The sequence below is a fragment of the Pseudomonas sp. MWU13-2862 genome (assembly GCF_023242495.1).
In the GTDB taxonomy this organism is placed as follows: Bacteria; Pseudomonadota; Gammaproteobacteria; order Pseudomonadales; family Pseudomonadaceae; genus Aquipseudomonas; species Aquipseudomonas gingeri_D.
Genome location: NZ_JALMEZ010000003.1, coordinates 174168 through 194374 on the forward strand (window position 1 = coordinate 174168; position 20207 = coordinate 194374).

The window sequence follows — 20207 nt, forward strand, 5'->3', positions numbered from 1 at the left end:
GCCCGGAAATCAGAGGCCTATCGCGCTCGAGTCCCGCAGCGAACCGGATAACTTGAACAGTTCGCTGTCGGTCTTGATCCCCAGCTTGCGGTAGGCCGACTGTTTCTGCGTGCTGATGGTATTGGCGCTGCGGGAGAACTTGGCGGCAATCCCGTTCACCGACATGCCATCCAGGAAGCAGCGCAACACTTCCCGCTCCCGCGGCGAAAGAATCTCATCGTGCGCACAGCCGCACGTGCGCTCGGCGGCGACCGACACCTTGCACAACGCCGCCTCCGACACCCCCACCTCCCGGGCCATGGCCGGGTGCAGGTAGATCTTGCCGCGGGCCACGGTACGGATGGCGGCCGCCAGTTCGTCCAGGCGCTGGGACTTGCCGAAGAAGCCCCAGCTTCCCGCCTGCAGCGCCAGCGACACCGTCGCCGGCGTATATTGCGCCGACAGCACCAGGGTCCGGCACTCGGGATAACGCACCCGCAGCGCGCGGATCAGGTTGACACCATCGATCTCCAGCGGCCCGAGCATGAAATCGACGACGACGATATCGGGCCGTCGCTGGGCCAGCGCGGCGAACAGTTCCCCACTCGTGGAAAAGGAACCGATGATCTCGAGATCGGACTCCTTGGATAACCACAAGGCCGTGCCCACCCTTATCACCTCATGGTCATCCAGCAGCATGACGGTGCGGGGACCAGGAACTACGTAACTCATGGGATCAAACCTCCTGAACGATGAAAGCCAGGCCGGCAACGGGAGGGGCCCGGCTAAGACCTACAGAACTTTCAGACTTATAGCAGCCAGCACCGGGAGCACAAACGACAAACCATTCGAGAAATCACGAAACTGCCCAGGTTCGAGTTATCTCGATATGTCGGAAGTTTGGTTTGCACGAGAGTGATAACCCTCATCCGACAGGCTAGTACCTTCCCTGCCAGCCTATCGGAAGAGACATCAACTGAAACCATTCAAGGTAATCCGATGAAAATCTCTCAAGTCTCTGCCGCCGTTTCCCTTGCGCTCGCCGCCCTGATCGCCCTGCCGGCTTCCGCAGCCAACGACGGCATCATCAACTTCAACGGCTTGGTGACCGACGTGACCTGCACCATTGAAGGCGAAGCGCCAGGCGGCGGTACCGTGGTCAAGAACGTCGACCTGGGTGGTGTGCCCGCCTCTCTCCTGACAAACGCCGGCGATCGTCGGAACCTCACCGGCTTCACGATTCGCGTGGGCGCTCCAGGCGAAACGGCCTGTACCAACGGCCGCACCGCCATGGTCGCATTCGATCCGAGCAGCCCGGCGATCGATGTCGCCACCGGCCGCCTGAACATCGATGCAACCGCGAACGCCGCCAGCAACGTCCAGGTCGAGGTGACCAAGCGCGACGGCACACCGATCCACGTCTACAGCGAAAAATCCGAAGGCGTGGTCATCGCCAACAACCAGGCACTCATTCCCCTGGCCGCCCAGTACTACGCCACCGGCGCCGCGGGCGAAGGCGAGGTCGCCACCCGGGTCGGCTTCATGGTCGAGTACGCCGACTAAGCATCATCCAATGGACCTGCGCCCTGTCGTGGGTCCAGCCTTCAACACGAGAGCTTCGCCAATGAACAACCTGACTCGTTCGGGCATGGTCATCTGTGCCCTTCTGACGGCATCGCTGCACGCTACGTCCTCGTTTGCCGCCGTGATCATCCATGGCGCGCGCGTGATCTATCCCGCCGAACAACAGGAAGTCGTGGTCAGACTGGAGAACAAGGGCGAACGCCCCGCCCTGGTCCAGCTCTGGCTCGACGACGGCGACAAACGTGCGACACCCGCAACCGCGAAGGCACCCTTCACCGCGCTACCGCCGATGCTGCGCATCGAACCGAAAAAGCAGCAGGCCCCGCGCCTGCGTTATACCGGCGAGCCGTTGCCCACGGACCGCGAAAGCCTGTTCTGGCTGAATGTGCTGGAAGTGCAGCCGACCGCAGCCGACGCCAAGGACAAGAACCTGCTGGAGCTGTCGTTTCGTTCCCGTCTGCGGGTGTTCTTCCGACCCGAGGGGCTGCCCTATTCGAAGGCCGCCGCAGCACCGAAGCTGAGCTGGAAGCTGGTGCGCCACGAAGGCGGTCACGCCCTGGAAGTCGTCAACCCGACGCCTTATCACGTCTCCCTGGGCTCGGTCGAACTGGTGGGCAAAGGTGGCAACGAACGTTATCCGAAAGCCCCGAACAAGGAGGCCAACGACAGCCTGTTGCTGCCGGCCGGCGATATCAAGCGCTTCGCCCTGCCCGCCCTGCGGACCCCGCCCCCGGGAGCACTGAAGGTCGAGTTCAGCGCCATCAGCGATTTCGGCGCACGGGTCAGCCATACCGCCGACATCCCCTCTTGAACCGGACCGACGATTGCCCATGAACACCCTCAGATCCCAGCACACCGCCCGTTTCACTCGCCTCGCCGCCCGGCTCGTCCTGGCGACCCTGACGTTGATCACCTGCTTCACGGTGCAGGCCAGCGTCGTTATCACCGGCACCCGCGTGGTGTATCCGGCGAACCAGAAGGAGATGAGCATAAGGTTCGAGAACAAGAACCAGAAACCGGCGCTGGTGCAGGTCTGGCTGGACAGCGGCGATGAGGAGGTGACGCCGGAACGGGCCAAGGTTCCGTTTGTCGCCACGCCACCGATCTTTCGGATGGAGCCGGACAAGCAGCAGGTCGTGCGCCTGACCTACACCGGTGAACCGCTGCCCAAGGATCGCGAGAGCCTGTTCTGGCTGAACATGCTGGAAGTCCCGCCCAAGGCCCCAGATTCGGAGCAGAGCAACCAGCTGCAACTGGCGTTCAAGACCCGCATCAAGCTGTTCTTTCGACCGCAGGGCCTGCCGTACGAGGCGGTACAGGCCACCGAAAAACTGCGCTGGACGCTGGTGAAAACCGAACAGGGGCCGGTCCTGGAAGTGCATAACCCGACGCCCTACCACCTGAACTTCGATTCGGTGGAGCTGCTGGCGGCGGGCCAACGCCATGCCAAGCCGGTCGGTGAGACGGCAGTCGCGAACATGGTCAATCCGCAGGCCAGCAACCGTTTCCCCCTGCCCAGCCTGAAGTCGACGCCGAGTGCCGGCGCCCAGGTCGAATTCCAGGTCATCGACGACTACGGCGCCCGCCACACGCACAAGGCCCAGGTCATGCTTTGACGGGCTGAATCCAAAACCGGCGTCCCTCGAACGCCCACCCGTAACGACACCTCCGGCCCCGTCGCGATCCACAACGCGCGACGGCAGGGAACGGCTTGCCCGAATCCGGCAATACACAAGGTTTGGAACGTTAGTGATGAGATCGAAGACACAACCTGTAGCCGGCGGATCGCACCCTGCGCGCAGCCGCCTGGCCCACGTCATTCACAGCCTCCTGCTGCTGGCCGCCGGCAGCGTCCTGGCCGCCGACGAGGTCGAGCAGGTGGAGTTCAACCCGGCCTTCTTTCCGGGAGGTGGCGGGCAGATCGACATCTCGCGCTTCAACGAAGGCAATGTGGTCCTGCCGGGACATTATCGTGCCGATATCAGCGTCAACGGCGGCTGGATCGGCCGCGACGAACTGACTTTCGCCGGTGTCGAGGGCCAGAAAAACGCGCAGCTGTGCCTGGATCGCGCCCTGCTGATCAGGCTCGGGATCGACCTCGACGGGGTGGCACAAAAGGCCGCCGACGCTGGCGAAACCGTTCCGCCGCCGTTACCGAGTACACCGGCCTGCGGCGATATCAGTACCTATCTACCCGGCGCCAGCGCCCGCTTCGATGCCGGCGAAAGCCGCCTGGACCTGCAAGTCCCGCAGATCTACCTGTCACGCAAGGCACGCGGTTATGTCAGTCCCGAGCACTGGGACACCGGCGTGAACGCGGCGTTCGTCCGCTACGACGCCAACGGCTTCATGAACAACAACCAGGGCCGCTCATCGTTCTCCAACTCCCTGCGGCTGAACACCGGTCTCAATCTGGAGGGTTGGCACCTGCGGCACAACGGCGCCTACAGCAGCAACGATGCCGGCAGCAGCTACCAGAGCAGCGCCACCTATGTGCAACGGGAACTGCCCGGGCTGCAATCGCAATTCATGACCGGCGAGATCTACACCACCGGCGAGTTGTTCGACAGCCTGCGCATGCGCGGCGCCAGCCTGGCCACCGACGATCGCATGCTGCCCGACTCGCAGACCGGCTATGCGCCCATCGTCCGTGGCGTGGCCGAGACCAACGCCCGGGTCAGCGTACGCCAGCGCGGCATCCTGCTCGACGAAACCACGGTGGCCCCCGGGCCGTTCGTGCTCGATGACCTGTTCCCCACCGGCTACGGCGGCGACCTGGAAGTCACCGTCACCGAGGCTGACGGGCGCCAGCGGCAATTCATCGTGCCTTTCGCTTCCGATGTGAAACTGCTCCGACCGGGTTACAGCCGCTACTCGTTGAGCGTGGGCGAAATGGCCGAGCTCGGCGTCAACAGCAATCCCTGGCTGAGCCAGGGCACTTTCCAGTACGGCCTCAACAACCTGCTGACCGGCTATGCCGGGGCCCTGGCCTCGGAAGGCTATAACTCGCAAATCCTCGGCACCGCCCTCAACACCCCGGTGGGAGCGATTTCGCTGGATCTGACCACCTCCCATGCCGAGCTGCCGGGGAATGGCAACCGCCGGGGTCAGAGTCTGCAGGCCCGCTACAACAAGAACTTCGCCGACACCGGGACCAACTTCGCCCTCGGGGCCTTCCGTTACTCCACCGACGGTTTCCTCACCGCGCGGGATACCGCGCGACTGCGCGAACTGGCCCGCGACGGCGGCAACCAGGACAATATCAGCCGGGTACGCGAACGCCTGGATATCAGCATCAACCAGAGCCTGGAGCGGGGTTCGCTGTTCCTTACCGGCTCGTCGCAGAACTACTGGAACCGCAAGGGCGGCAGCCTGAGCTTCAGCGCCGGCTACAGCAGCAACTGGCAACGCCTGAACTACACCCTCAGTGCCCAGCGCACCCGCGACCTGCTGACCGAGCGCAGCAGCAACCAGATCGACCTCACCGTCAGCCTGCCGCTGGGCTACTCGAACCGTGCGCCCAACCTGTCGAGCACGCTGACCCACGGCGACCGGCAAAACAGCATCCGCACTGGCCTCAGCGGCACCTGGGGCGAACGCAACGAGATCAACTACGGCGCTTCGGCCAGCCACGCCGACAATGGCATCGGCAACAGTTTCAACGCCGACCTGCAGTACCGCAGCCGCTACGCCCAGGCCTCCACCAGCTACAGCCAGGGCAACGGCTACCACTCGCAATCGCTAGGCCTGTCCGGCGGACTGGTGGCCCATGCCGACGGCCTGACCCTGACCCCGGAACTGGGCGACACCTTCGGCCTGGTCAACGCGCCCGGAGCCAAGGGCGCCTGGGTCGGCGGCAACAACGCACAGGTGGACGATAACGGCTACGCGGTGGTGCCACACCTCACGTCGTACCGCCAGAACGTGGTCGAGCTGGACCCCAGGGACATGTCCCACGACGTGGAGCTCAAGTCCGCCTCGCACAACGTCGCGCCCCGGGCCGGTTCCGTGGTGGTGATGAAGTACGAGACCAGCAGCGGGCGGGCCTTGATCATCAATGCCCTGCGCGAGGATGGCAGCCCGTTGCCCTTCGGTGCCGATGTGTTCGATGAAAGCGGCGTCAGCACAGGCGTGGTCGGGCAGAGCAGCAAGGCGTTTGTCCGGGTACCGCGCGATAGCGGCCAACTGACGGTCAAGTGGGGCTCGGCCAGCACGGACGTCTGCCGGATCACCTATGACCTGGGCACGCTCGCCGACTCGAACGGTTTACGTCAGATGGATGGTGAATGCCGGGCCGCCATGACCGATACGCCTCGGTCGGGTCCGTCGGATACCGCTGCGGATGAGGCTTGATCATGGTCGCCCATACCTGCTCCGCAAACGCCCCTGCCGACAGATTCCAGCCCCTACTTCACGCGAGAAAGAAAATGAAACGCCCCCTCCAGTCAGTTTGCGCATTGCTGATCCTTTCACTGCCGGTGGCGGCTCAAGCGGCGTGCAACTATTACCCAAACAACCCGCGCAACGGCGCGACTTTTCCAGCCACTATCAGCGTGCCGTCAAGTCTGGCAGTGGGAGCCCTGATAGCAAAAGCCACCTTTGGTGGTACATACCCCAGCGGCGTCAGCACCTGCAGCCCTCCCATCATGCAGCAAACAACCGGGCGATATACAACCGCCGATTTGGTGACGCTTCCTGGTGTGGGAGGTGTCTATCGAACCAATGTTCCAGGGATTGGCATACGGGTCTATGCGACGCTCAGGTGGGGGAGCCCCTACTTGCTGCCCCTCCACAGCAGCTCGACTTCACTGACCTATACAAGCTATGAGCACACCATCGTCACGATGGAGGCCCAGTTCTACAAAATAGGGAACGTATCAAACGGTACGGTCCCCGGCGCAAACCTCATGGTGAACAGCTGGGATGGGCGCACCATCCACACGGTTCTACTGAACAACCCCGTCAGCTTCGTCACCCCCACCGCCACTTGTGACCTCGCCGCTGGCGACGTCAGCCGCGTGATCGCACTGGACCCCGTGCGGATCTCGAACTTCACCGGCATCTCGATCGGCACCAAGAGTTTCGACCTGACCGCCAACTGCAGCAATGCCTCGAACGTCACCTTCAGATTCACCGGCACGCCGGATCCCGGAAACTCCGCGCTCTTTGCCAATAGCACCGGTTCGGCTCGCGGTGTTGCGCTATGGCTGCATACACCGGGCCAGACGGTAAGCAACAACAGTACTCGCACCGTCGCGGTTTCAGGCAACCGGGCCGTGCTGCGCATGGGCGCGGAGTACCACAAGACCACCGGCACCCTGACCAAAGGCACGCTGGTGAGCACCGTCACCGTCAACATCACCTACAACTGAGCCAACAGACCGCTCGCGGCAGCGCTCGTCGAATGCAATGCGTCAATCAACGCTTTACCTGACAAGGATACCTGTAATGAAAAAACCTCTTTTCGTATTGCCCCTACTGGTTGCCGCTGCAACGATCACCGGCACGGCTCAAGCTGTCCAGACCGGCAGTCTGCGGTTCACAGGTGATATCCAGGGTGGCACCTGCCACCTGGCCACCGGCGATGTCAGCCGCTTGATCGAGCTGCCTCCGGTCAAGGTCAGCGATTTCGATAGCGCCACTTGGGCCGGGCTCAAGACATTCGACCTGACCGCCAACTGCGACTCGGATATCAGAAGTGTAACCTTCACCTTTAACGGCACATCGGACGCCTTAGCGCCTGAACGCTTCGCCAATACCGGCACCGCCCGCGGCATCGCTACCGTGATTCAATCGCGCATCGGGGGAACTGCCTACAACTTCCCTGCCAACGGCAACCCTACCGCTCGCTCGCGAACCATTTCAACAACCGCCGGCCGTGCGGTACTGCCCATGGGCGCGCACTACATAAAGACCGTCCTCTTCGGCGTCTCCAAAGGCACACTGATCACCACGGCCTCCGTGACCATTACCTATAACTGACGCCACAAGCCTTACCAGGCCGCCACCTTCCGTCGGCCCGCCAGAACGGACAACACCCGATGAAGACCTACCTGATACCCCTGGCGCTGGCGCTCGCGACCATCGCCCCGGCTTCGGCCACGGAAACCCTGAACCCGGGCAATCTGCGCTTCGAAGGCACTGTCGAGGGCGGCACCTGCAACCTGATTGCCGATGACATCGAACGCGCCATATCCCTGCCACCGGTCAAGATCGATGACTTCGCGGGCGTCGACTCCGCGGGCCACAAGCCCTTCGAGCTGAGCGTCCGCTGCGACGCCGATATCACCAGCGTCACCTTCACGTTCCATGGCACGCCGGCCTCCTCGGATGGCGCCCGCTTCGCCAACACCGGCGATGTCAGCGGCCTGACGCTGTGGCTGTACTCGCAGCTGGGGGGCGTGCGACAGACCATCCGCGCCGACGGCAACGACAATACCCGCACCCTGACGCCGAGCGGCGGCCAGGCGGTGCTACCACTGGGGGCGGCCTACTGGAAGTCCGGCGCGGTCAGCGAAGGCAAGCTGGAAAGCCTGGCGACGGTGGACGTCACCTACAACTGAGGCATGCGCCCTGCGCCAAGGCCCTGTCCGCTAGCCGGCAGTGGCCTGCAGTCCCGCCAGCAACAGGCGCTGGTACAACTCGTCACGCAGGCCCTGGGGCTGCGCCAGCCCCATGCGCTCCAGATGTGCCGGGAACGCCGACGGCTCGGGCGCGTCCAGCGTCGCCTTGCCCAACTCAAGTGCCTCGGTGAGCTTGAATTTGCTCTTGAGCCAGTTCAGCGCCCGCAGCAGATCCCGCTCCTCCACGCTGAAATCACAGCCCAGCGGATACTCCGGGAACAACTGCGGGTGACGCGCGCGAATCGCCTGCAAACGTTGCGGGCTGTTATCGGCAAACCGCGAATCGAGACGGAAATTCCCCGGCAGCTTGCCGACTTTTTGCGCCTGCTCGATCAGCTCCGACTGAAAGCGCGAATCGGCGATATTCAGCAACGCCTCGATGACCTGGACGTCGGTCTTGCCGCGTAGATCGGCAATGCCGTACTCGGTCACCACGATATCCCGCAGATGCCGGGGGATGGTGCAATGCCCATACTCCCAGACGATGTTCGAACTGACCTCGCCGCCCGACTCGCGCCAGCTGCGCAGGATCAGGATCGAGCGCGCGCCCTCCAGCGCATGGCCCTGGGCCACGAAGTTGTACTGCCCGCCGACACCGCTGAGCACTCGACCGTCTTCGAGCTGATCCGCCACCCCCGCGCCCAGCAACGTCATGGTAAAGGCGCTGTTGATAAAGCGTGCGTCGAGACGCTGCAAGCGCTTGAGTTCTTCCTGGCCAAACAGCTCGTTGATATAGCTGATGGCGGTCATGTTGAACTCGCCCAGCTTGTCCCGGGACAGCTCGTGCAGGCGCTGATAAAAACTGCGCGGGCCGAGAAAGAAGCCGCCATGCACCATGACCCCACCGGCTTGCACGACGCCGGCATTGGCCTGGCGTTGCTGCTCAAGGTCGGCGTAGACCTTGCGCCGCACGATACCCGCGTCCACCAGCACCAGCAGGCCATTGACGAACATCTCGCTGCAACCGTAAAGCCCCTTGGCAAACGACTCGATGCCGCCCTCCTTGTCGAGCAGCGCTTTCCAGGGGGACAGGTCGATATCCGCCAGCAAGGCCTGGTAACCCTCGTTGTCCGCCTGACGGGCCAGCAAGGCACCGGTCAAGGCATCGCCCATGGAGCCGATGCCGATCTGCAAGGTGCCACCATCGCGCACCAGGGTGCTGGCGTGCAGACCGATAAAGTGGTCCTGGGTGTCCACCGGCATATTCGGGGTGGAGAACAGGGTGCTGCGTTCCGGCTCGTCGATCAGCAGGTCGAAGGCATCACGGCTGAGTTCGGAATCCCCGGGCATATACGGCAGATCGCTGTGAACCTGCGCCAGCACCAGGATGGTTTCCCCGGCGGCGCGGCGGCGGGCGATCATCGGCAGCAGGTCGAGGGTAATGTCCGGATTGCAGCTCAGGCTCAGATGCCCGGGATGTTCCGGCGCCTCGGCCACCAGTTGCGCGATCAGGTTCAGGCCGGCGGCGTTGATATCGCGGGCGGCATGGCTGTAGTTGCTGCTGACGTAGTCTTGCTGGGCCTGCGTGCTGTGCAACAGGCTGCCGGGCTGCATGAAGAACTGCTGGACGTGGATATTCGGCGGCAGGCTGTCCCGGCGCAGGTCGGCGAGGAAATCCAGTTCGGGATAGTCACCAAATATCCGTTCGACAAAGGGTTCGAGGAAACGCCGCTGCAAGCCGTCGCCCAGGGATGGGCGACCGAGACTCAAGGCCGTATAGATCGTCAGCCGCCGCTCCGGCAATTGCCTGATGCGCTGGTAGAGCGCGTTGATAAACCGGTTGGGTTTGCCCAGGCCCAAGGGGCTGGCCATGTGGATATGCGCCGGCAGCCGTGCCAGCACCTCATCGACCGCACGTTCGATAGAACAGGATTGCACCATCGGATCCTCCTCGCCTTTCCGTGAATTGAGGTTCGACCGAGCTTGCCGGGAATCTGCTGAAAATGACAGCCCACAGACACAGGATCGGGTTTTCAGCAGATGCAAAAAAGCCGCTCGTAAGCGGCTTTTTCAGAGACGATCGGTCTTATTTCAACCCGGACATTTTCTCGATCGCACCTTTGAGCTCGTCATCGGAGCAATCGGCGCAGGTGCCTTTTGGCGGCATCGCATTAAGGCCGGTGATGGCCTTGGCCAGCAGGCCACTGAGGCCGCCTTGGTGATCGGCGCGATCTTTCCAGGCTGCGGCGTCGCCGATTTTCGGCGAACCCAGCAAGCCGGTGCCGTGGCAGGCGTTGCAATGTTTGGCAATCACTTCATCCGGCGTCTTGGCACCACCGCCACCGCCCACGGTAGCCGCCACTTCCATGCCTTTACACTCTTCGCCCTGGACACACACCTTGCCCACCGGCTCCAGGCGCTTGGCAATGTCGTCATTGATGGTCGAAGCCTGAGCGCTGATGGCCCACAGGGCGACTACGGTTGCTGGTACGGCCAGCATTTTCATAATTGGATTCACGCGTACACCCTCAATGGTGGCTAATCACGCCCGCAACCACGGTTTCGCAGGCGGCGTGAGTATAACGGTTCGATAGCCACTGCGAAACAACCCTAATAGTCACAAGGGTATTAGCAAGTGGCCAATCAATACTACCGGGCGCCTTGAAATCCCTGACCTGACGCCTCTCTGTTAAAAATTCGCCGGTGTCGCTGCGCTGATTAGTCGCGCGGGGGTATCGAACGGGTTGCGGAAGCGGTGCGGCTTGGTGCTTTCAAAATAGTAGCTGTCGCCCGCTTCGAGGACGAAAGTTTCTGCACCCACCACCAATTCCAGTCGGCCTTCCAGCAAAATGCCAGTCTCTTCGCCTTCATGGGTGAGCATTTCCTCTCCGGTATCGGCACCTGGAGGATAGATCTCATTGAGAAAAGCGATAGCACGGCTGGGATGAGCACGACCGACCAGCTTCATGGTCACGGCACCATCGGAGATATCGATCAGCTCGTTGGCCTTGTAGACGATCTGGGTCGGTTTTTCCTGGAGGATTTCTTCGGAAAAGAACTCGACCATGGACATGGGAATGCCGCCAAGCACCTTCCTCAGCGAACTGATCGAGGGGCTGACACTGTTTTTCTCAATCATTGAAATGGTGCTATTGGTGACGCCCGCGCGTTTGGCGAGTTCACGCTGAGACAGACCTTTCAGTTTACGGATGGATTGCAGTCGTTCACCGACGTCCAATACGGCAGCCTCCCAGGGATTCAGGCGATGTTGTAATTGAGCGATATCATGGCATAGCGTTCAGTATTTACAACACTCAGGGCCGAATCCTGGTCGGCGGGACGATCTGTGGCGCGGCGGGTTGCCCGTTAGCTCCCGGTGTAGAGCAGTGGCACCCGGCGCAGGTTGCAGAAGATCTGATAAGGAATGGTCTCGGCCCGGGCCGCGACCTCACTGGCCAGGATGTTCTTGCCCCACAACTCCACCGTCGAGCCCAACCCGGCCTGGGGCACGTCGGTCAGATCGATGCACAGCATGTCCATCGACACCCGGCCCAGCAGTTGGCTCGGCTGGCCCGCCACCAGCACCGGCGTGCCGGTCGGTGCGTGACGCGGATAGCCATCGGCATAACCCATCGCAACCACGCCAACCCGCGTCGGCCTGGACGTCACGAACAGGCCGCCGTAGCCCACCGGCTCACCCGCCGGCAGCTCGCGCACGCTGATGACTTTCGACTCCAGGGTCATGACCGGCTGCAAACGCGCGGCGACAGGGTTTTCTTCTTCGAAAGGCGTCGAGCCGAACAGCAGGATGCCGGGACGTACCCAGTCGCTGGAAATCTGCGGCCACCCGAGCACCGCCGGAGAGTTGCGCAGGCTGACCTCAGCCGACAAACCCTGGCGCGCGGCCTCGAAGGTCGCCACCTGTTCGGCGCTGCGCTGGCTGCCCAGCTCATCGGCGCGGGCGAAGTGGCTCATCAGGACGATTTTCGCCACTTTGCCGCTGGCCTGCAGGCGCTGGTAAGCCGCCTGATAATCGGCCGGTTCCAGCCCCACCCGGTGCATGCCCGAGTCGAGTTTGAGCCAGACATTGATCGGCTTGGCCAACACCGCCTGCTCGATGGCCTCCAGCTGCCAGAGCGCATGCACCACGCACCAGAAGTCGTGCTCGACGATCAGTGGCAGTTCGTCGGCCTCGAAAAAGCCCTCCAGCAACAGGATCGGCGCGCGAATACCCCCGGCCCGTAACTCGAGGGCCTCCTCGATACAGGCCACGGCAAAACCATCGGCCTCGGCTTCCAGGGTCTGGGCACAGCGCAGCGCGCCATGACCATAGGCATCGGCCTTGATCACCGCGAGGGTTCGGGCACCCGAGACTTCGCGGGCCAATTGGTAGTTGTGACGCAGGGCTTGGAGGTCGATCAGGGCACGGGCAGGACGCATGGCGGCAAACTTCTGGACGGTCAACGGGGAAAAAACCGGTGCGAAAAGCAGTGAGACCGCCATCACACCGGGAGAGGGATCGTACTTAAGGCAGAGCGGCCACGACCGACAGCTCGACCAGGATTTCCGGTTCGCACAGCTTCGACTCAACCGTGGCACGGGCCGGCGCGACGCCTTTGGGCAGCCACTTGTCCCAGACCGAATTCATCCCGGCGAAGTCGGCATCGATGTCTTTCAGGTAGATCGTCACCGACAGCAACCTGCTCTTGTCGGTACCCGCCAGATCCAGCAAACGCTCGATATTGCCGAGGGCTTCACGGGTCTGGGTTTCAATCCCGGCGCTCATGTTGTCGCCAACCTGCCCCGCCAGATACACGGTACCGCTGTGAACAACGATCTGGCTCAGACGTTCATTGGTGAGCTGGCGCTGGATTGCCATGTTTTGCAGTCTCCTGGGGCGTTTTGCCGTAACGGGAAATATCGAGGCCTTCGGCACTGATCTGCGGCTTTTTCTTCGCCATCAGGTCAGCCAACAGGCGACCGGAGCCACAAGCCATGGTCCAGCCGAGCGTACCGTGACCGGTGTTCAGGAACAGATTGCGGAATGAGGTCGCCCCCACGATCGGCGTACCGTCGGGAGTGGTCGGACGCAAACCGGTCCAGAAACTGGCTTGCTCGAGGTCGCCGCCCTGAGGATAAAGATCGCCGACGATCATCTCCAGCGTTTCGCGCCGTTTCGGATTCAGCGACAGGTCAAAACCGGCGATTTCCGCCATGCCACCGACGCGGATGCGGTTGTCGAAACGAGTGATCGCGACCTTGTAGGTTTCATCAAGGATAGTCGAAGTCGGGGCCATGGCCGGGTTGGTGATCGGCACGGTCAGCGAATAGCCCTTGAGGGGGTAGACCGGTGCCTTGATCCCCAGCGGCTTGAGCAACTGCGGCGAATAACTGCCCAGCGCCAGTACGTAGCGGTCGGCGGTTTCCAGCTTGCCGTCGATCCACACGCCGTTGATGCGGTCACCCGCATGGTCGAGCCGTTGAATGTCCTGGCCGAAGCGGAATTCCACACCGAGCTTGATGGCCATTTCGGCCAGGCGGCTGGTGAACATCTGGCAGTCGCCGGTCTGGTCGTTCGGCAGGCGCAGGGCGCCGGCGAGGATATCGGTGACGCTGGCCAGGGCCGGTTCGACCCGGGCAATGCCGGCGCGGTCGAGCAATTCGTAAGGGACGCCGGACTCTTTCAGTACCGCGATGTCCTTTGCCGCGCCATCGAGTTGCGCCTGGGTGCGGAACAACTGGGTGGTCCCCAGGCTCCGGCCTTCGTAGGCAATCCCGGTTTCGGCGCGCAGTTCGTCGAGGCAGTCACGGCTGTATTCGGACAGGCGGACCATGCGCTCCTTGTTCACCGCATAACGACTGGCGGTGCAGTTGCGCAGCATCTGCGCCATCCACAGGTACTGGTCGATATCGGCGGTGGCCTTGATCGCCAGCGGTGCGTGACGCTGCAGCAGCCACTTGATGGCCTTCAGCGGCACGCCCGGGGCGGCCCAGGGCGAGGCATAACCGGGCGAGACCTGGCCGGCGTTGGCGAAACTGGTCTCCATGGCCGCGGCCGGCTGACGGTCGACCACCACCACTTCGAAACCGGCCCGCGCCAGATAATAAGCACTGGTGGTACCAATGACGCCGCTACCCAATACCAGAACTCGCATGTGTCTATTCCTCAATCCGCGGCCAGGCGCCGATGTTTAATGTTCAAAGCCAAGATGCGCGCAGTGTAAAAAACAATAGCCAGTGCTTTTCACTATATAAGTGCCTATATTTGGCGAGAATTCTCGGCACTATCGCTTTTGACGGAGGGGCATTCCCTAATGAGAACCAACCATCAGACCAAGCGCGAGCTGGACAAGATCGACCGCAATATCCTGCGCATCCTGCAGGCCGACGGGCGCATCTCGTTCACTGAGCTTGGCGAAAAGGTCGGACTGTCCACCACGCCCTGCACCGAGCGGGTTCGCCGGCTGGAGCGCGAAGGCATCATCATGGGCTACAACGCCCGGTTGAACCCGCAGCACCTCAAGGGCAGCCTGCTGGTGTTCGTCGAGATCAGCCTCGACTACAAGTCGGGCGACACCTTCGAAGAATTCCGACGTGCCGTGCTGAAATTGCCCCATGTACTGGAATGCCACCTGGTCTCGGGGGATTTCGACTACCTGGTGAAAGCACGGATTTCCGAGATGGCTTCCTACCGCAAGCTGCTCGGCGACATCCTGCTCAAACTGCCCCACGTTCGGGAATCCAAGAGCTATATCGTGATGGAAGAAGTGAAGGAGAGCCTGAACCTGCCGATTCCGGATTGAGCCTAGACCAGTACCTGACGCGTGGTAGCAATGTATTCGTGCACCTGCTGCTCGGCCCGTGGATGAATCATCTCCACGGGACGTCGGCCATTGGGGCAAGGCAACGTGGGTGTGGTCCCGAACAAGCGACAGATCAGCGGACGCTCGTCATACACCGTGCAGCCGTTCGGCCCCAGGTGCACGCAATTGAGCTCGTCCAGCGCCGCTTCCTGCTCGGCGGCGGTCTTGCGCGGCAGGCGGGCCATCTCCTCGGACGAAGTGGTCACCGGCCCGCAGCAGTCGTGACAGCCCGGCACGCAGTCGAACGACGGAATTTGCTGACGCAGAAAGCGGATTTTCTGACTGTTGCAACTCATCGAACGACGACCGGAAAGAAGAACAAGCGCGTATTTTGCCTGAAAAAACCACTCCCGGCAGCAAACCTGCTCATCTGAAGGAACGCGGTCCCCTGTAGGAGCCGGCTTGCCGGCGATCAGGCCCTTGAGTCATGCGCCCGCGGGCAAGCCGGGCTCCCACAAGTTTCGCGTCAAGAACGCCAGAACGGTTTCAAACCTTCTTTCCGGGCCTGCTCCGGGCTCAATCCGATATCGCTCAGTTCCTCGGGAGTAAGTGCAAGCAAGGTCTTGCGGGTACGCAGACGATGCCAGAACAGACCCATGGCACCGAAGGCCGGAGCGCCGCCACGGGCGGAAGACGCCATGACTACCCGCTCGTGCTCGATCACCAGTTCCTGACTGCGCAACACCAGACGCACATCGCTCATGCCGTTCATTACCTCTGCTCCTTTGTTACTCGATTGCCATGAGTACATAGAATGGGTGAGCGGCCAAAACCATTACAGATTCAATCATTTTTTATTAATTCAATACAGATCTCGCCAAAGCGCGACTGAATCCTGTATTTTCTTCCTATCTGTACCGTCCAACGCTTTCCACCGTCGCCGAGAACTGCGCCATGACCCTCTACGTCAACCTTGCCGAATTGCTTGGAACCCGCATAGAACAGGGTTTCTATCGCCCCGGAGACCGCCTGCCTTCTGTACGGGCGCTGAGCGTGGAGCACGGTGTCAGTTTGAGTACGGTGCAGCAGGCCTACCGCGTCCTGGAAGACAGCGGGCTGGCCCAACCAAAACCCAAGTCCGGCTACTTCGTACCCGTAGGCCGCGAACTACCGGCGTTGCCGGTCATCGGCCGACCGGCACAACGCCCTGTTGATATCTCGCAATGGGAACAGGTGCTGGAACTGATTCGCGCCGTCCCTCGCGAGGACACCGTACAGTTGGGCCGCGGCATGCCCGACATCGACAGCCCGACCCTGAAACCGCTGCTGCGCAGCCTGGCGCAGATCAGCCGCCGCCAGGACATGCCCGGCCTGTCCTACGACAATATCCACGGCAACTTCGGGCTGCGCGAACAGGTGGCGCGCCTGCTGCTCGACTCCGGCTGCCAGCTCGGCCCCCAAGATCTGGTGATCACCACCGGCTGCCACGAGGCCCTGTCCACCAGCATCCGCTCCATCTGCGAGCCGGGGGACATCGTCGCGGTGGACTCACCCAGCTTCCACGGCGCCATGCAGACCCTCAAGGGCTTGGGTATGAAGGCCCTGGAAATCCCCACCGACCCGATCACCGGCATCAGCCTCGACGCCCTCGAACTGGCCCTCGAACAGTGGCCGATCAAGGCCATACAGTTGACCCCCAACTGCAACAACCCGCTGGGCTACATCATGCCGGAGTCGCGCAAGCGCGCCCTGCTGACCCTGGCCCAGCGCTTCGACGTGGCGATTATCGAAGACGATGTGTATGGCGAACTGGCCTACACCTACCCCCGTCCGCGCACCATCAAGTCCTTCGATGAAGACGGTCGCGTGCTGCTCTGCAGCTCCTTCTCCAAGACCCTCGCCCCGGGCCTGCGCATCGGTTGGGTCGCACCCGGTCGTTACCTCGAACGGGTGCTGCACATGAAGTACATCAGCACCGGCTCCACGGCCCCGCAGCCACAGCTGGCCATCGCCGACTTCCTCAGAAACGGGCACTTCGAGCCGCATCTGCGACGCATGCGCAGCCAATACCAGCGCAACCGCGACCTGATGATCGACTGGATCAGCCGTTATTTTCCCGCCGGTACCCGCGCCAGTCGCCCCCAGGGCAGCTTCATGCTCTGGGTCGAACTGCCCGAAGGGTTCGATGCCCTGCGCCTGAACCGGGCGCTGCAGGACCAGGGCGTGCAGATCGCGGTGGGCAGCATCTTTTCCGCCTCGGGCAAATACCGTAACTGCCTGCGCATGAACTACGCTGCCAAGCCGACGCCACTGATCGAAGAGGCTGTGCGCAAGGTCGGCGCGGCCGCGATCAAATTACTGGCACAAAACGAGAGCAGTATCGATTGACCTTTACCCGCCGGATAGCGTCCATATGCCGACACCTACCGACCCGGGGCGATGACCATTGAAAGCCTGCTTGCTGCTCATTGCCCTGCTGTTGAGCGGATGCGCGACCCTGGATGCTCCACGGCTTCCCAGCCAGGCCCTGGCGGCGAGCGAATCGAGCTTCGGTCGTTCGATCCAGGAACAGGCCGCACCCTGGCAGGGGCGCTCGGGCTTTCGCCTGCTGCCCAACGGCAGCGAGGCGTTCAGGGCCCGGGCCGAATTGATCCGCAATGCCCAGGTCAGCCTGGATTTGCAGTACTACATCGTCCATGACGGCCTGAGCACCCGCATGCTGGTGGATGAACTGCTCGAGGCCGCCGATCGCGGCGTACGGGTGCGCATCCTGCTGGACGACACCACCAGCGACGGGCTCGACTCGGTCATCGGCACCCTCGCCGCCCATCCGAATATCCAGATTCGCCTGTTCAATCCGCTGAACCTGGGCCGCAGCACCGGTGCCACGCGTACCCTGGGCCGTTTGTTCAACCTGTCGCAACAACATCGGCGGATGCACAACAAGCTGTGGCTGGCCGACAACAGCGCGGCCATCGTCGGCGGCCGCAACCTCGGGGACGAATATTTCGGCGCCCAGCCGGACCTGAACTTCACCGACATCGACCTGCTCGGCTTCGGCCCCGTGGCCGAACAACTCGGACACAGCTTCGACCAGTACTGGAACAGCGCCCTGAGCGCGCCCATTGGCGACTTCCTCTCAAACCCACCGTCCGCGGTGGAACTGGCCAAGGCCCGACAACAGCTCAAGGACTCGCTGGGCAGCTATCGCCAGCACAATACCGCCCTGTACCTGAAGCTTCGGGCCTACAAGAGCGAGCCGCACATGGATATCTGGCGCCGTGAGCTGATCTGGGCCTGGAGCGAGGCGCTGTGGGACGCACCGAGCAAGGTTCTGGCCAGGGACGAGCCTGATCCACGCTTGTTGCTGGCCACACAGTTGGCGCCGGAACTGAAGAACGTCCATACCGAACTGATGATGATTTCCGCCTACTTCGTGCCTGGTCAACCGGGGCTGGTCTATCTGGCCGGGCGCGCCGATGCCGGGGTCTCGGTCAGCCTGCTGACCAATTCGCTGGAGGCCACCGACGTGCCTGCCGTGCACGGCGGTTACGCGCCTTACCGCAAGGCGTTGCTGGAACACGGCGTGAAACTCTTCGAACTGCGGCGCCAGCCCGGGGAGCGTGGCGGCAGCGGGCCGCACCTGTTTCATAGCGCGTCCTACAAAGGCTCGGACTCCAGCCTGCACAGCAAGGCGATGATTTTCGACCGGCAGAAATCCTTTATCGGTTCATTCAACTTTGACCCGCGCTCGGTACTGTGGAACACCGAAGTCGGCGTCCTGGTGGACAGTCCGGAGCTGGCGGAACACGTTCGGGCCCTGGCCTTGCGCGGCATGGCCCCGGCCCTGAGCTACCAGCCGCGCCTGGAGCAGGGACAGATTGTCTGGGTCACCGAGGACCACGGGCAGCTCCACGAGCTGCACCACGAGCCGGGCAACTGGTGGCGTCGGTTCAACGCCTGGTTCGCCAACCATATCGGATTGGAGCGCATGCTCTGAAGGTTCACGAGGCCTGACCTGTGGGAGCAAGCTTGCTCGCGATCAGCCGGCAGGCTGATGTTTCGGCGGTGCCCGGAAGCCCGTCATCGCGAGCAAGCTTGCTCCTACAGGGAGGTGGCCGACTGTGCCGTGCCGAAGGCCCCTTGGCGCAACAGCAACACCAGCAGGCCCAAGGCCCCGGCCGCCATGAACAACGGCAAGGCATGCCCGCTGATCCACTGGCTGCCCGCACCCGCCACCAACGGCCCGATCAGGCAGCCGATGCCCCACAACTGCGCCACATGGGCGTTGGCCCGCACCAGCGCGTCGTCGCGATAACGCTCGCCGATCAGGATCAACGACAAGGTGAACAGCCCGCCCGCGCTGGCACCGAACAGCACCCACAGCGGCCAGATCAGCAAGGTGTCGAGCAGCAGAGGCACCGCCAGGCTCGACAACATCAGCGCCAGGGCGCAACCGATGAACAACGCGCGCCGGGACAGCCGATCGGCCAAGGCGCCAATCGGCAACTGCAACAAGGCATCGCCCACCACCACGGTGCTGACCATCGCCAAGGCGATATCCGCCGTGAAGCCTTGGCGCAGGCAGTACACCGGCAACAAGGTCAGAATCATCGCCTCGAAAGCAGCAAACAGCGAAATGGCCCAGGCAATGGCCGGCAAACCCCGGCAGAAGCCCAGCAAGTCCGCCAGGGTGACGCGATTGGACTCCGTGGTTGGCGCACCGCTGCGCCCCAGCAACAGGAATGGCGCGACCACCAGCAAGCCCACGCCAACCCAGAAGCCGTAATCACCTTCCGTGCCCACAGCGGCCAGCAGCAGCGGGCCGGACAGTTGGCTCAGCGCATAGGTGCTGCCATAAAGCGCCACCAGGCGTCCGCGCCATTGTTCGACCACCAGTTGATTGATCCAGCTTTCGCCGAGGATGAAGACGATGGTCAGGATCACCCCGATCATCAGGCGCAGCACCAGCCACACCGGGTAGCTGGGCAGCAGCGCCAGCAAACCGATAGACAGGGCTCCCGCCCATAGGCAGAGGGCCATCAACCGGGCAGTGCCAAAACGCGCCGCCAGATGGCTGGAGATACTGGCACCGAGCAAGACCCCGATGGCCGGCATCGCCGCCATCACGCCAATGGCAAAAGAGCCATAACCCCAGCTTTCCAGCCGCAGGGACACCAACGGCATGCTCACGCCCAGTGCCAGCCCGACACTGAGTACCGAAGCCAGCACGGCGAAATAAGTCGCCCAACGCATGTTCCACGCTCCTGTGGATAGT

At 62.5% G+C, this 20207-nt stretch carries 20 protein-coding genes; 10 read left to right on the forward strand and 10 right to left on the reverse strand.

Going from position 1 to position 20207, the window contains the following annotated elements; all coding sequences use genetic code 11:
- Nucleotides 1-9 precede the first annotated feature (9 nt).
- A complete protein-coding gene (locus M5C56_RS06645) occupies nt 10-678 on the reverse strand; it encodes a response regulator transcription factor (protein WP_103499759.1) in 669 nt (222 codons plus the stop codon).
- A gap of 300 nt (nt 679-978) precedes the next feature.
- On the opposite strand from M5C56_RS06645, the gene M5C56_RS06650 reads away from it, so the two are divergent.
- The 7 genes from M5C56_RS06650 to M5C56_RS06680 all read left to right on the forward strand — a co-directional run bounded on the left by M5C56_RS06650 (nt 979) and on the right by M5C56_RS06680 (nt 8126).
- Nucleotides 979-1542: a fimbrial protein gene (locus tag M5C56_RS06650; protein ID WP_103499760.1), complete on the forward strand. Its 564-nt coding sequence runs from the start codon at nt 979-981 to the stop codon at nt 1540-1542.
- Between the two features lie 61 nt (nt 1543-1603).
- Nucleotides 1604-2374 carry a fimbria/pilus periplasmic chaperone gene (locus M5C56_RS06655; protein ID WP_103499761.1) on the forward strand — a complete coding sequence of 257 codons (771 nt, stop codon included), beginning with the start codon at nt 1604-1606 and terminating at the stop codon, nt 2372-2374.
- Between the two features lie 19 nt (nt 2375-2393).
- Nucleotides 2394-3179: a fimbria/pilus periplasmic chaperone gene (locus M5C56_RS06660; protein ID WP_103499762.1), complete on the forward strand. Its 786-nt coding sequence runs from the start codon at nt 2394-2396 to the stop codon at nt 3177-3179.
- 136 nt (nt 3180-3315) lie between these two features.
- Nucleotides 3316-5916, forward strand: coding sequence for a fimbria/pilus outer membrane usher protein (locus M5C56_RS06665; protein WP_247263075.1), 2601 nt, complete (start codon nt 3316-3318; stop codon nt 5914-5916).
- Nucleotides 5917-5990: 74 nt separating this feature from the next.
- Nucleotides 5991-6935: a fimbrial protein gene (locus M5C56_RS06670; RefSeq protein ID WP_103497920.1), complete on the forward strand. Its 945-nt coding sequence runs from the start codon at nt 5991-5993 to the stop codon at nt 6933-6935.
- A gap of 76 nt (nt 6936-7011) precedes the next feature.
- Entirely contained in the window at nt 7012-7545 is a 534-nt protein-coding gene (locus M5C56_RS06675; protein ID WP_103497916.1) for a fimbrial protein, read from the forward strand.
- Nucleotides 7546-7604: 59 nt separating this feature from the next.
- Nucleotides 7605-8126, forward strand: coding sequence for a fimbrial protein (locus tag M5C56_RS06680; RefSeq protein WP_103497915.1), 522 nt, complete (start codon nt 7605-7607; stop codon nt 8124-8126).
- Nucleotides 8127-8156: 30 nt separating this feature from the next.
- Here the strand turns inward: M5C56_RS06680 and M5C56_RS06685 are convergent, their stop codons facing one another.
- From M5C56_RS06685 to dadA, 6 genes are all read right to left on the reverse strand, one after another.
- Nucleotides 8157-10067 carry an acetyl-CoA hydrolase/transferase C-terminal domain-containing protein gene (locus tag M5C56_RS06685; RefSeq protein WP_103497913.1) on the reverse strand — a complete coding sequence of 637 codons (1911 nt, stop codon included), beginning with the start codon at nt 10065-10067 and terminating at the stop codon, nt 8157-8159.
- A 145-nt stretch (nt 10068-10212) separates the two neighbouring features.
- A complete protein-coding gene (locus tag M5C56_RS06690) occupies nt 10213-10632 on the reverse strand; it encodes a c-type cytochrome (RefSeq protein ID WP_103497912.1) in 420 nt (139 codons plus the stop codon).
- A gap of 183 nt (nt 10633-10815) precedes the next feature.
- A complete protein-coding gene (locus tag M5C56_RS06695) occupies nt 10816-11364 on the reverse strand; it encodes a cupin domain-containing protein (RefSeq protein ID WP_100942162.1) in 549 nt (182 codons plus the stop codon).
- A 128-nt stretch (nt 11365-11492) separates the two neighbouring features.
- A complete protein-coding gene (gene alr / locus M5C56_RS06700) occupies nt 11493-12566 on the reverse strand; it encodes an alanine racemase (RefSeq protein WP_103497919.1) in 1074 nt (357 codons plus the stop codon).
- An 85-nt stretch (nt 12567-12651) separates the two neighbouring features.
- A complete protein-coding gene (locus tag M5C56_RS06705; protein WP_103497910.1) occupies nt 12652-13005 on the reverse strand; it encodes a RidA family protein in 354 nt (117 codons plus the stop codon).
- Nucleotides 12977-14281, reverse strand: a complete 1305-nt coding sequence (gene dadA, locus M5C56_RS06710) for a D-amino acid dehydrogenase (RefSeq protein WP_103497908.1) — start codon at nt 14279-14281, stop codon at nt 12977-12979. Before dadA ends, M5C56_RS06705 begins: the two co-directional genes overlap by 29 nt.
- Before the next feature lie 159 nt (nt 14282-14440).
- Here dadA and M5C56_RS06715 point away from each other — a divergent pair, with 159 nt between their 5' ends.
- A complete protein-coding gene (locus M5C56_RS06715; RefSeq protein WP_017125528.1) occupies nt 14441-14929 on the forward strand; it encodes an Lrp/AsnC ligand binding domain-containing protein in 489 nt (162 codons plus the stop codon).
- Between the two features lie 2 nt (nt 14930-14931).
- Here M5C56_RS06715 and M5C56_RS06720 read toward each other — a convergent pair whose 3' ends face one another.
- Nucleotides 14932-15285, reverse strand: a complete 354-nt coding sequence (locus M5C56_RS06720; RefSeq protein ID WP_103497907.1) for a YkgJ family cysteine cluster protein — start codon at nt 15283-15285, stop codon at nt 14932-14934.
- Nucleotides 15286-15455: 170 nt separating this feature from the next.
- Nucleotides 15456-15701 (reverse strand): DUF1127 domain-containing protein, encoded by a 246-nt coding sequence (locus M5C56_RS06725; protein ID WP_103497905.1) that lies wholly within the window; start codon nt 15699-15701, stop codon nt 15456-15458.
- Between the two features lie 182 nt (nt 15702-15883).
- Here M5C56_RS06725 and M5C56_RS06730 point away from each other — a divergent pair, with 182 nt between their 5' ends.
- Entirely contained in the window at nt 15884-17317 is a 1434-nt protein-coding gene (locus M5C56_RS06730; RefSeq protein WP_103497903.1) for a PLP-dependent aminotransferase family protein, read from the forward strand.
- 58 nt (nt 17318-17375) lie between these two features.
- Nucleotides 17376-18929 (forward strand): phospholipase D family protein, encoded by a 1554-nt coding sequence (locus M5C56_RS06735; RefSeq protein WP_103497901.1) that lies wholly within the window; start codon nt 17376-17378, stop codon nt 18927-18929.
- A 104-nt stretch (nt 18930-19033) separates the two neighbouring features.
- On the opposite strand, the gene M5C56_RS06740 is transcribed toward M5C56_RS06735, so the two are convergent.
- On the reverse strand, nt 19034-20185 hold the full coding sequence (locus tag M5C56_RS06740; RefSeq protein WP_103497900.1) for an MFS transporter: 1152 nt from the start codon (nt 20183-20185) through the stop codon (nt 19034-19036).
- Nucleotides 20186-20207 lie beyond the last annotated feature (22 nt).

Excerpts from the sequence above, each read along its gene's own strand:
- M5C56_RS06645 (WP_103499759.1), bottom strand. The coding sequence starts at position 678 with ATGCTGCTGGATGACCATGAGGTGATAAGGGTGGGCACGGCCTTGTGG.
- M5C56_RS06650 (WP_103499760.1), top strand. The coding sequence starts at position 979 with ATGAAAATCTCTCAAGTCTCTGCCGCCGTTTCCCTTGCGCTCGCCGCC.
- M5C56_RS06655 (WP_103499761.1), top strand. The coding sequence starts at position 1,604 with ATGAACAACCTGACTCGTTCGGGCATGGTCATCTGTGCCCTTCTGACG.
- M5C56_RS06660 (WP_103499762.1), top strand. The coding sequence starts at position 2,394 with ATGAACACCCTCAGATCCCAGCACACCGCCCGTTTCACTCGCCTCGCC.
- M5C56_RS06665 (WP_247263075.1), top strand. The coding sequence starts at position 3,316 with ATGAGATCGAAGACACAACCTGTAGCCGGCGGATCGCACCCTGCGCGC.
- M5C56_RS06670 (WP_103497920.1), top strand. The coding sequence starts at position 5,991 with ATGAAACGCCCCCTCCAGTCAGTTTGCGCATTGCTGATCCTTTCACTG.
- M5C56_RS06675 (WP_103497916.1), top strand. The coding sequence starts at position 7,012 with ATGAAAAAACCTCTTTTCGTATTGCCCCTACTGGTTGCCGCTGCAACG.
- M5C56_RS06680 (WP_103497915.1), top strand. The coding sequence starts at position 7,605 with ATGAAGACCTACCTGATACCCCTGGCGCTGGCGCTCGCGACCATCGCC.
- M5C56_RS06685 (WP_103497913.1), bottom strand. The coding sequence starts at position 10,067 with ATGGTGCAATCCTGTTCTATCGAACGTGCGGTCGATGAGGTGCTGGCA.
- M5C56_RS06690 (WP_103497912.1), bottom strand. The coding sequence starts at position 10,632 with ATGAAAATGCTGGCCGTACCAGCAACCGTAGTCGCCCTGTGGGCCATC.
- alr (WP_103497919.1), bottom strand. The coding sequence starts at position 12,566 with ATGCGTCCTGCCCGTGCCCTGATCGACCTCCAAGCCCTGCGTCACAAC.
- M5C56_RS06705 (WP_103497910.1), bottom strand. The coding sequence starts at position 13,005 with ATGGCAATCCAGCGCCAGCTCACCAATGAACGTCTGAGCCAGATCGTT.
- dadA (WP_103497908.1), bottom strand. The coding sequence starts at position 14,281 with ATGCGAGTTCTGGTATTGGGTAGCGGCGTCATTGGTACCACCAGTGCT.
- M5C56_RS06715 (WP_017125528.1), top strand. The coding sequence starts at position 14,441 with ATGAGAACCAACCATCAGACCAAGCGCGAGCTGGACAAGATCGACCGC.
- M5C56_RS06720 (WP_103497907.1), bottom strand. The coding sequence starts at position 15,285 with ATGAGTTGCAACAGTCAGAAAATCCGCTTTCTGCGTCAGCAAATTCCG.
- M5C56_RS06725 (WP_103497905.1), bottom strand. The coding sequence starts at position 15,701 with ATGAACGGCATGAGCGATGTGCGTCTGGTGTTGCGCAGTCAGGAACTG.
- M5C56_RS06730 (WP_103497903.1), top strand. The coding sequence starts at position 15,884 with ATGACCCTCTACGTCAACCTTGCCGAATTGCTTGGAACCCGCATAGAA.
- M5C56_RS06740 (WP_103497900.1), bottom strand. The coding sequence starts at position 20,185 with ATGCGTTGGGCGACTTATTTCGCCGTGCTGGCTTCGGTACTCAGTGTC.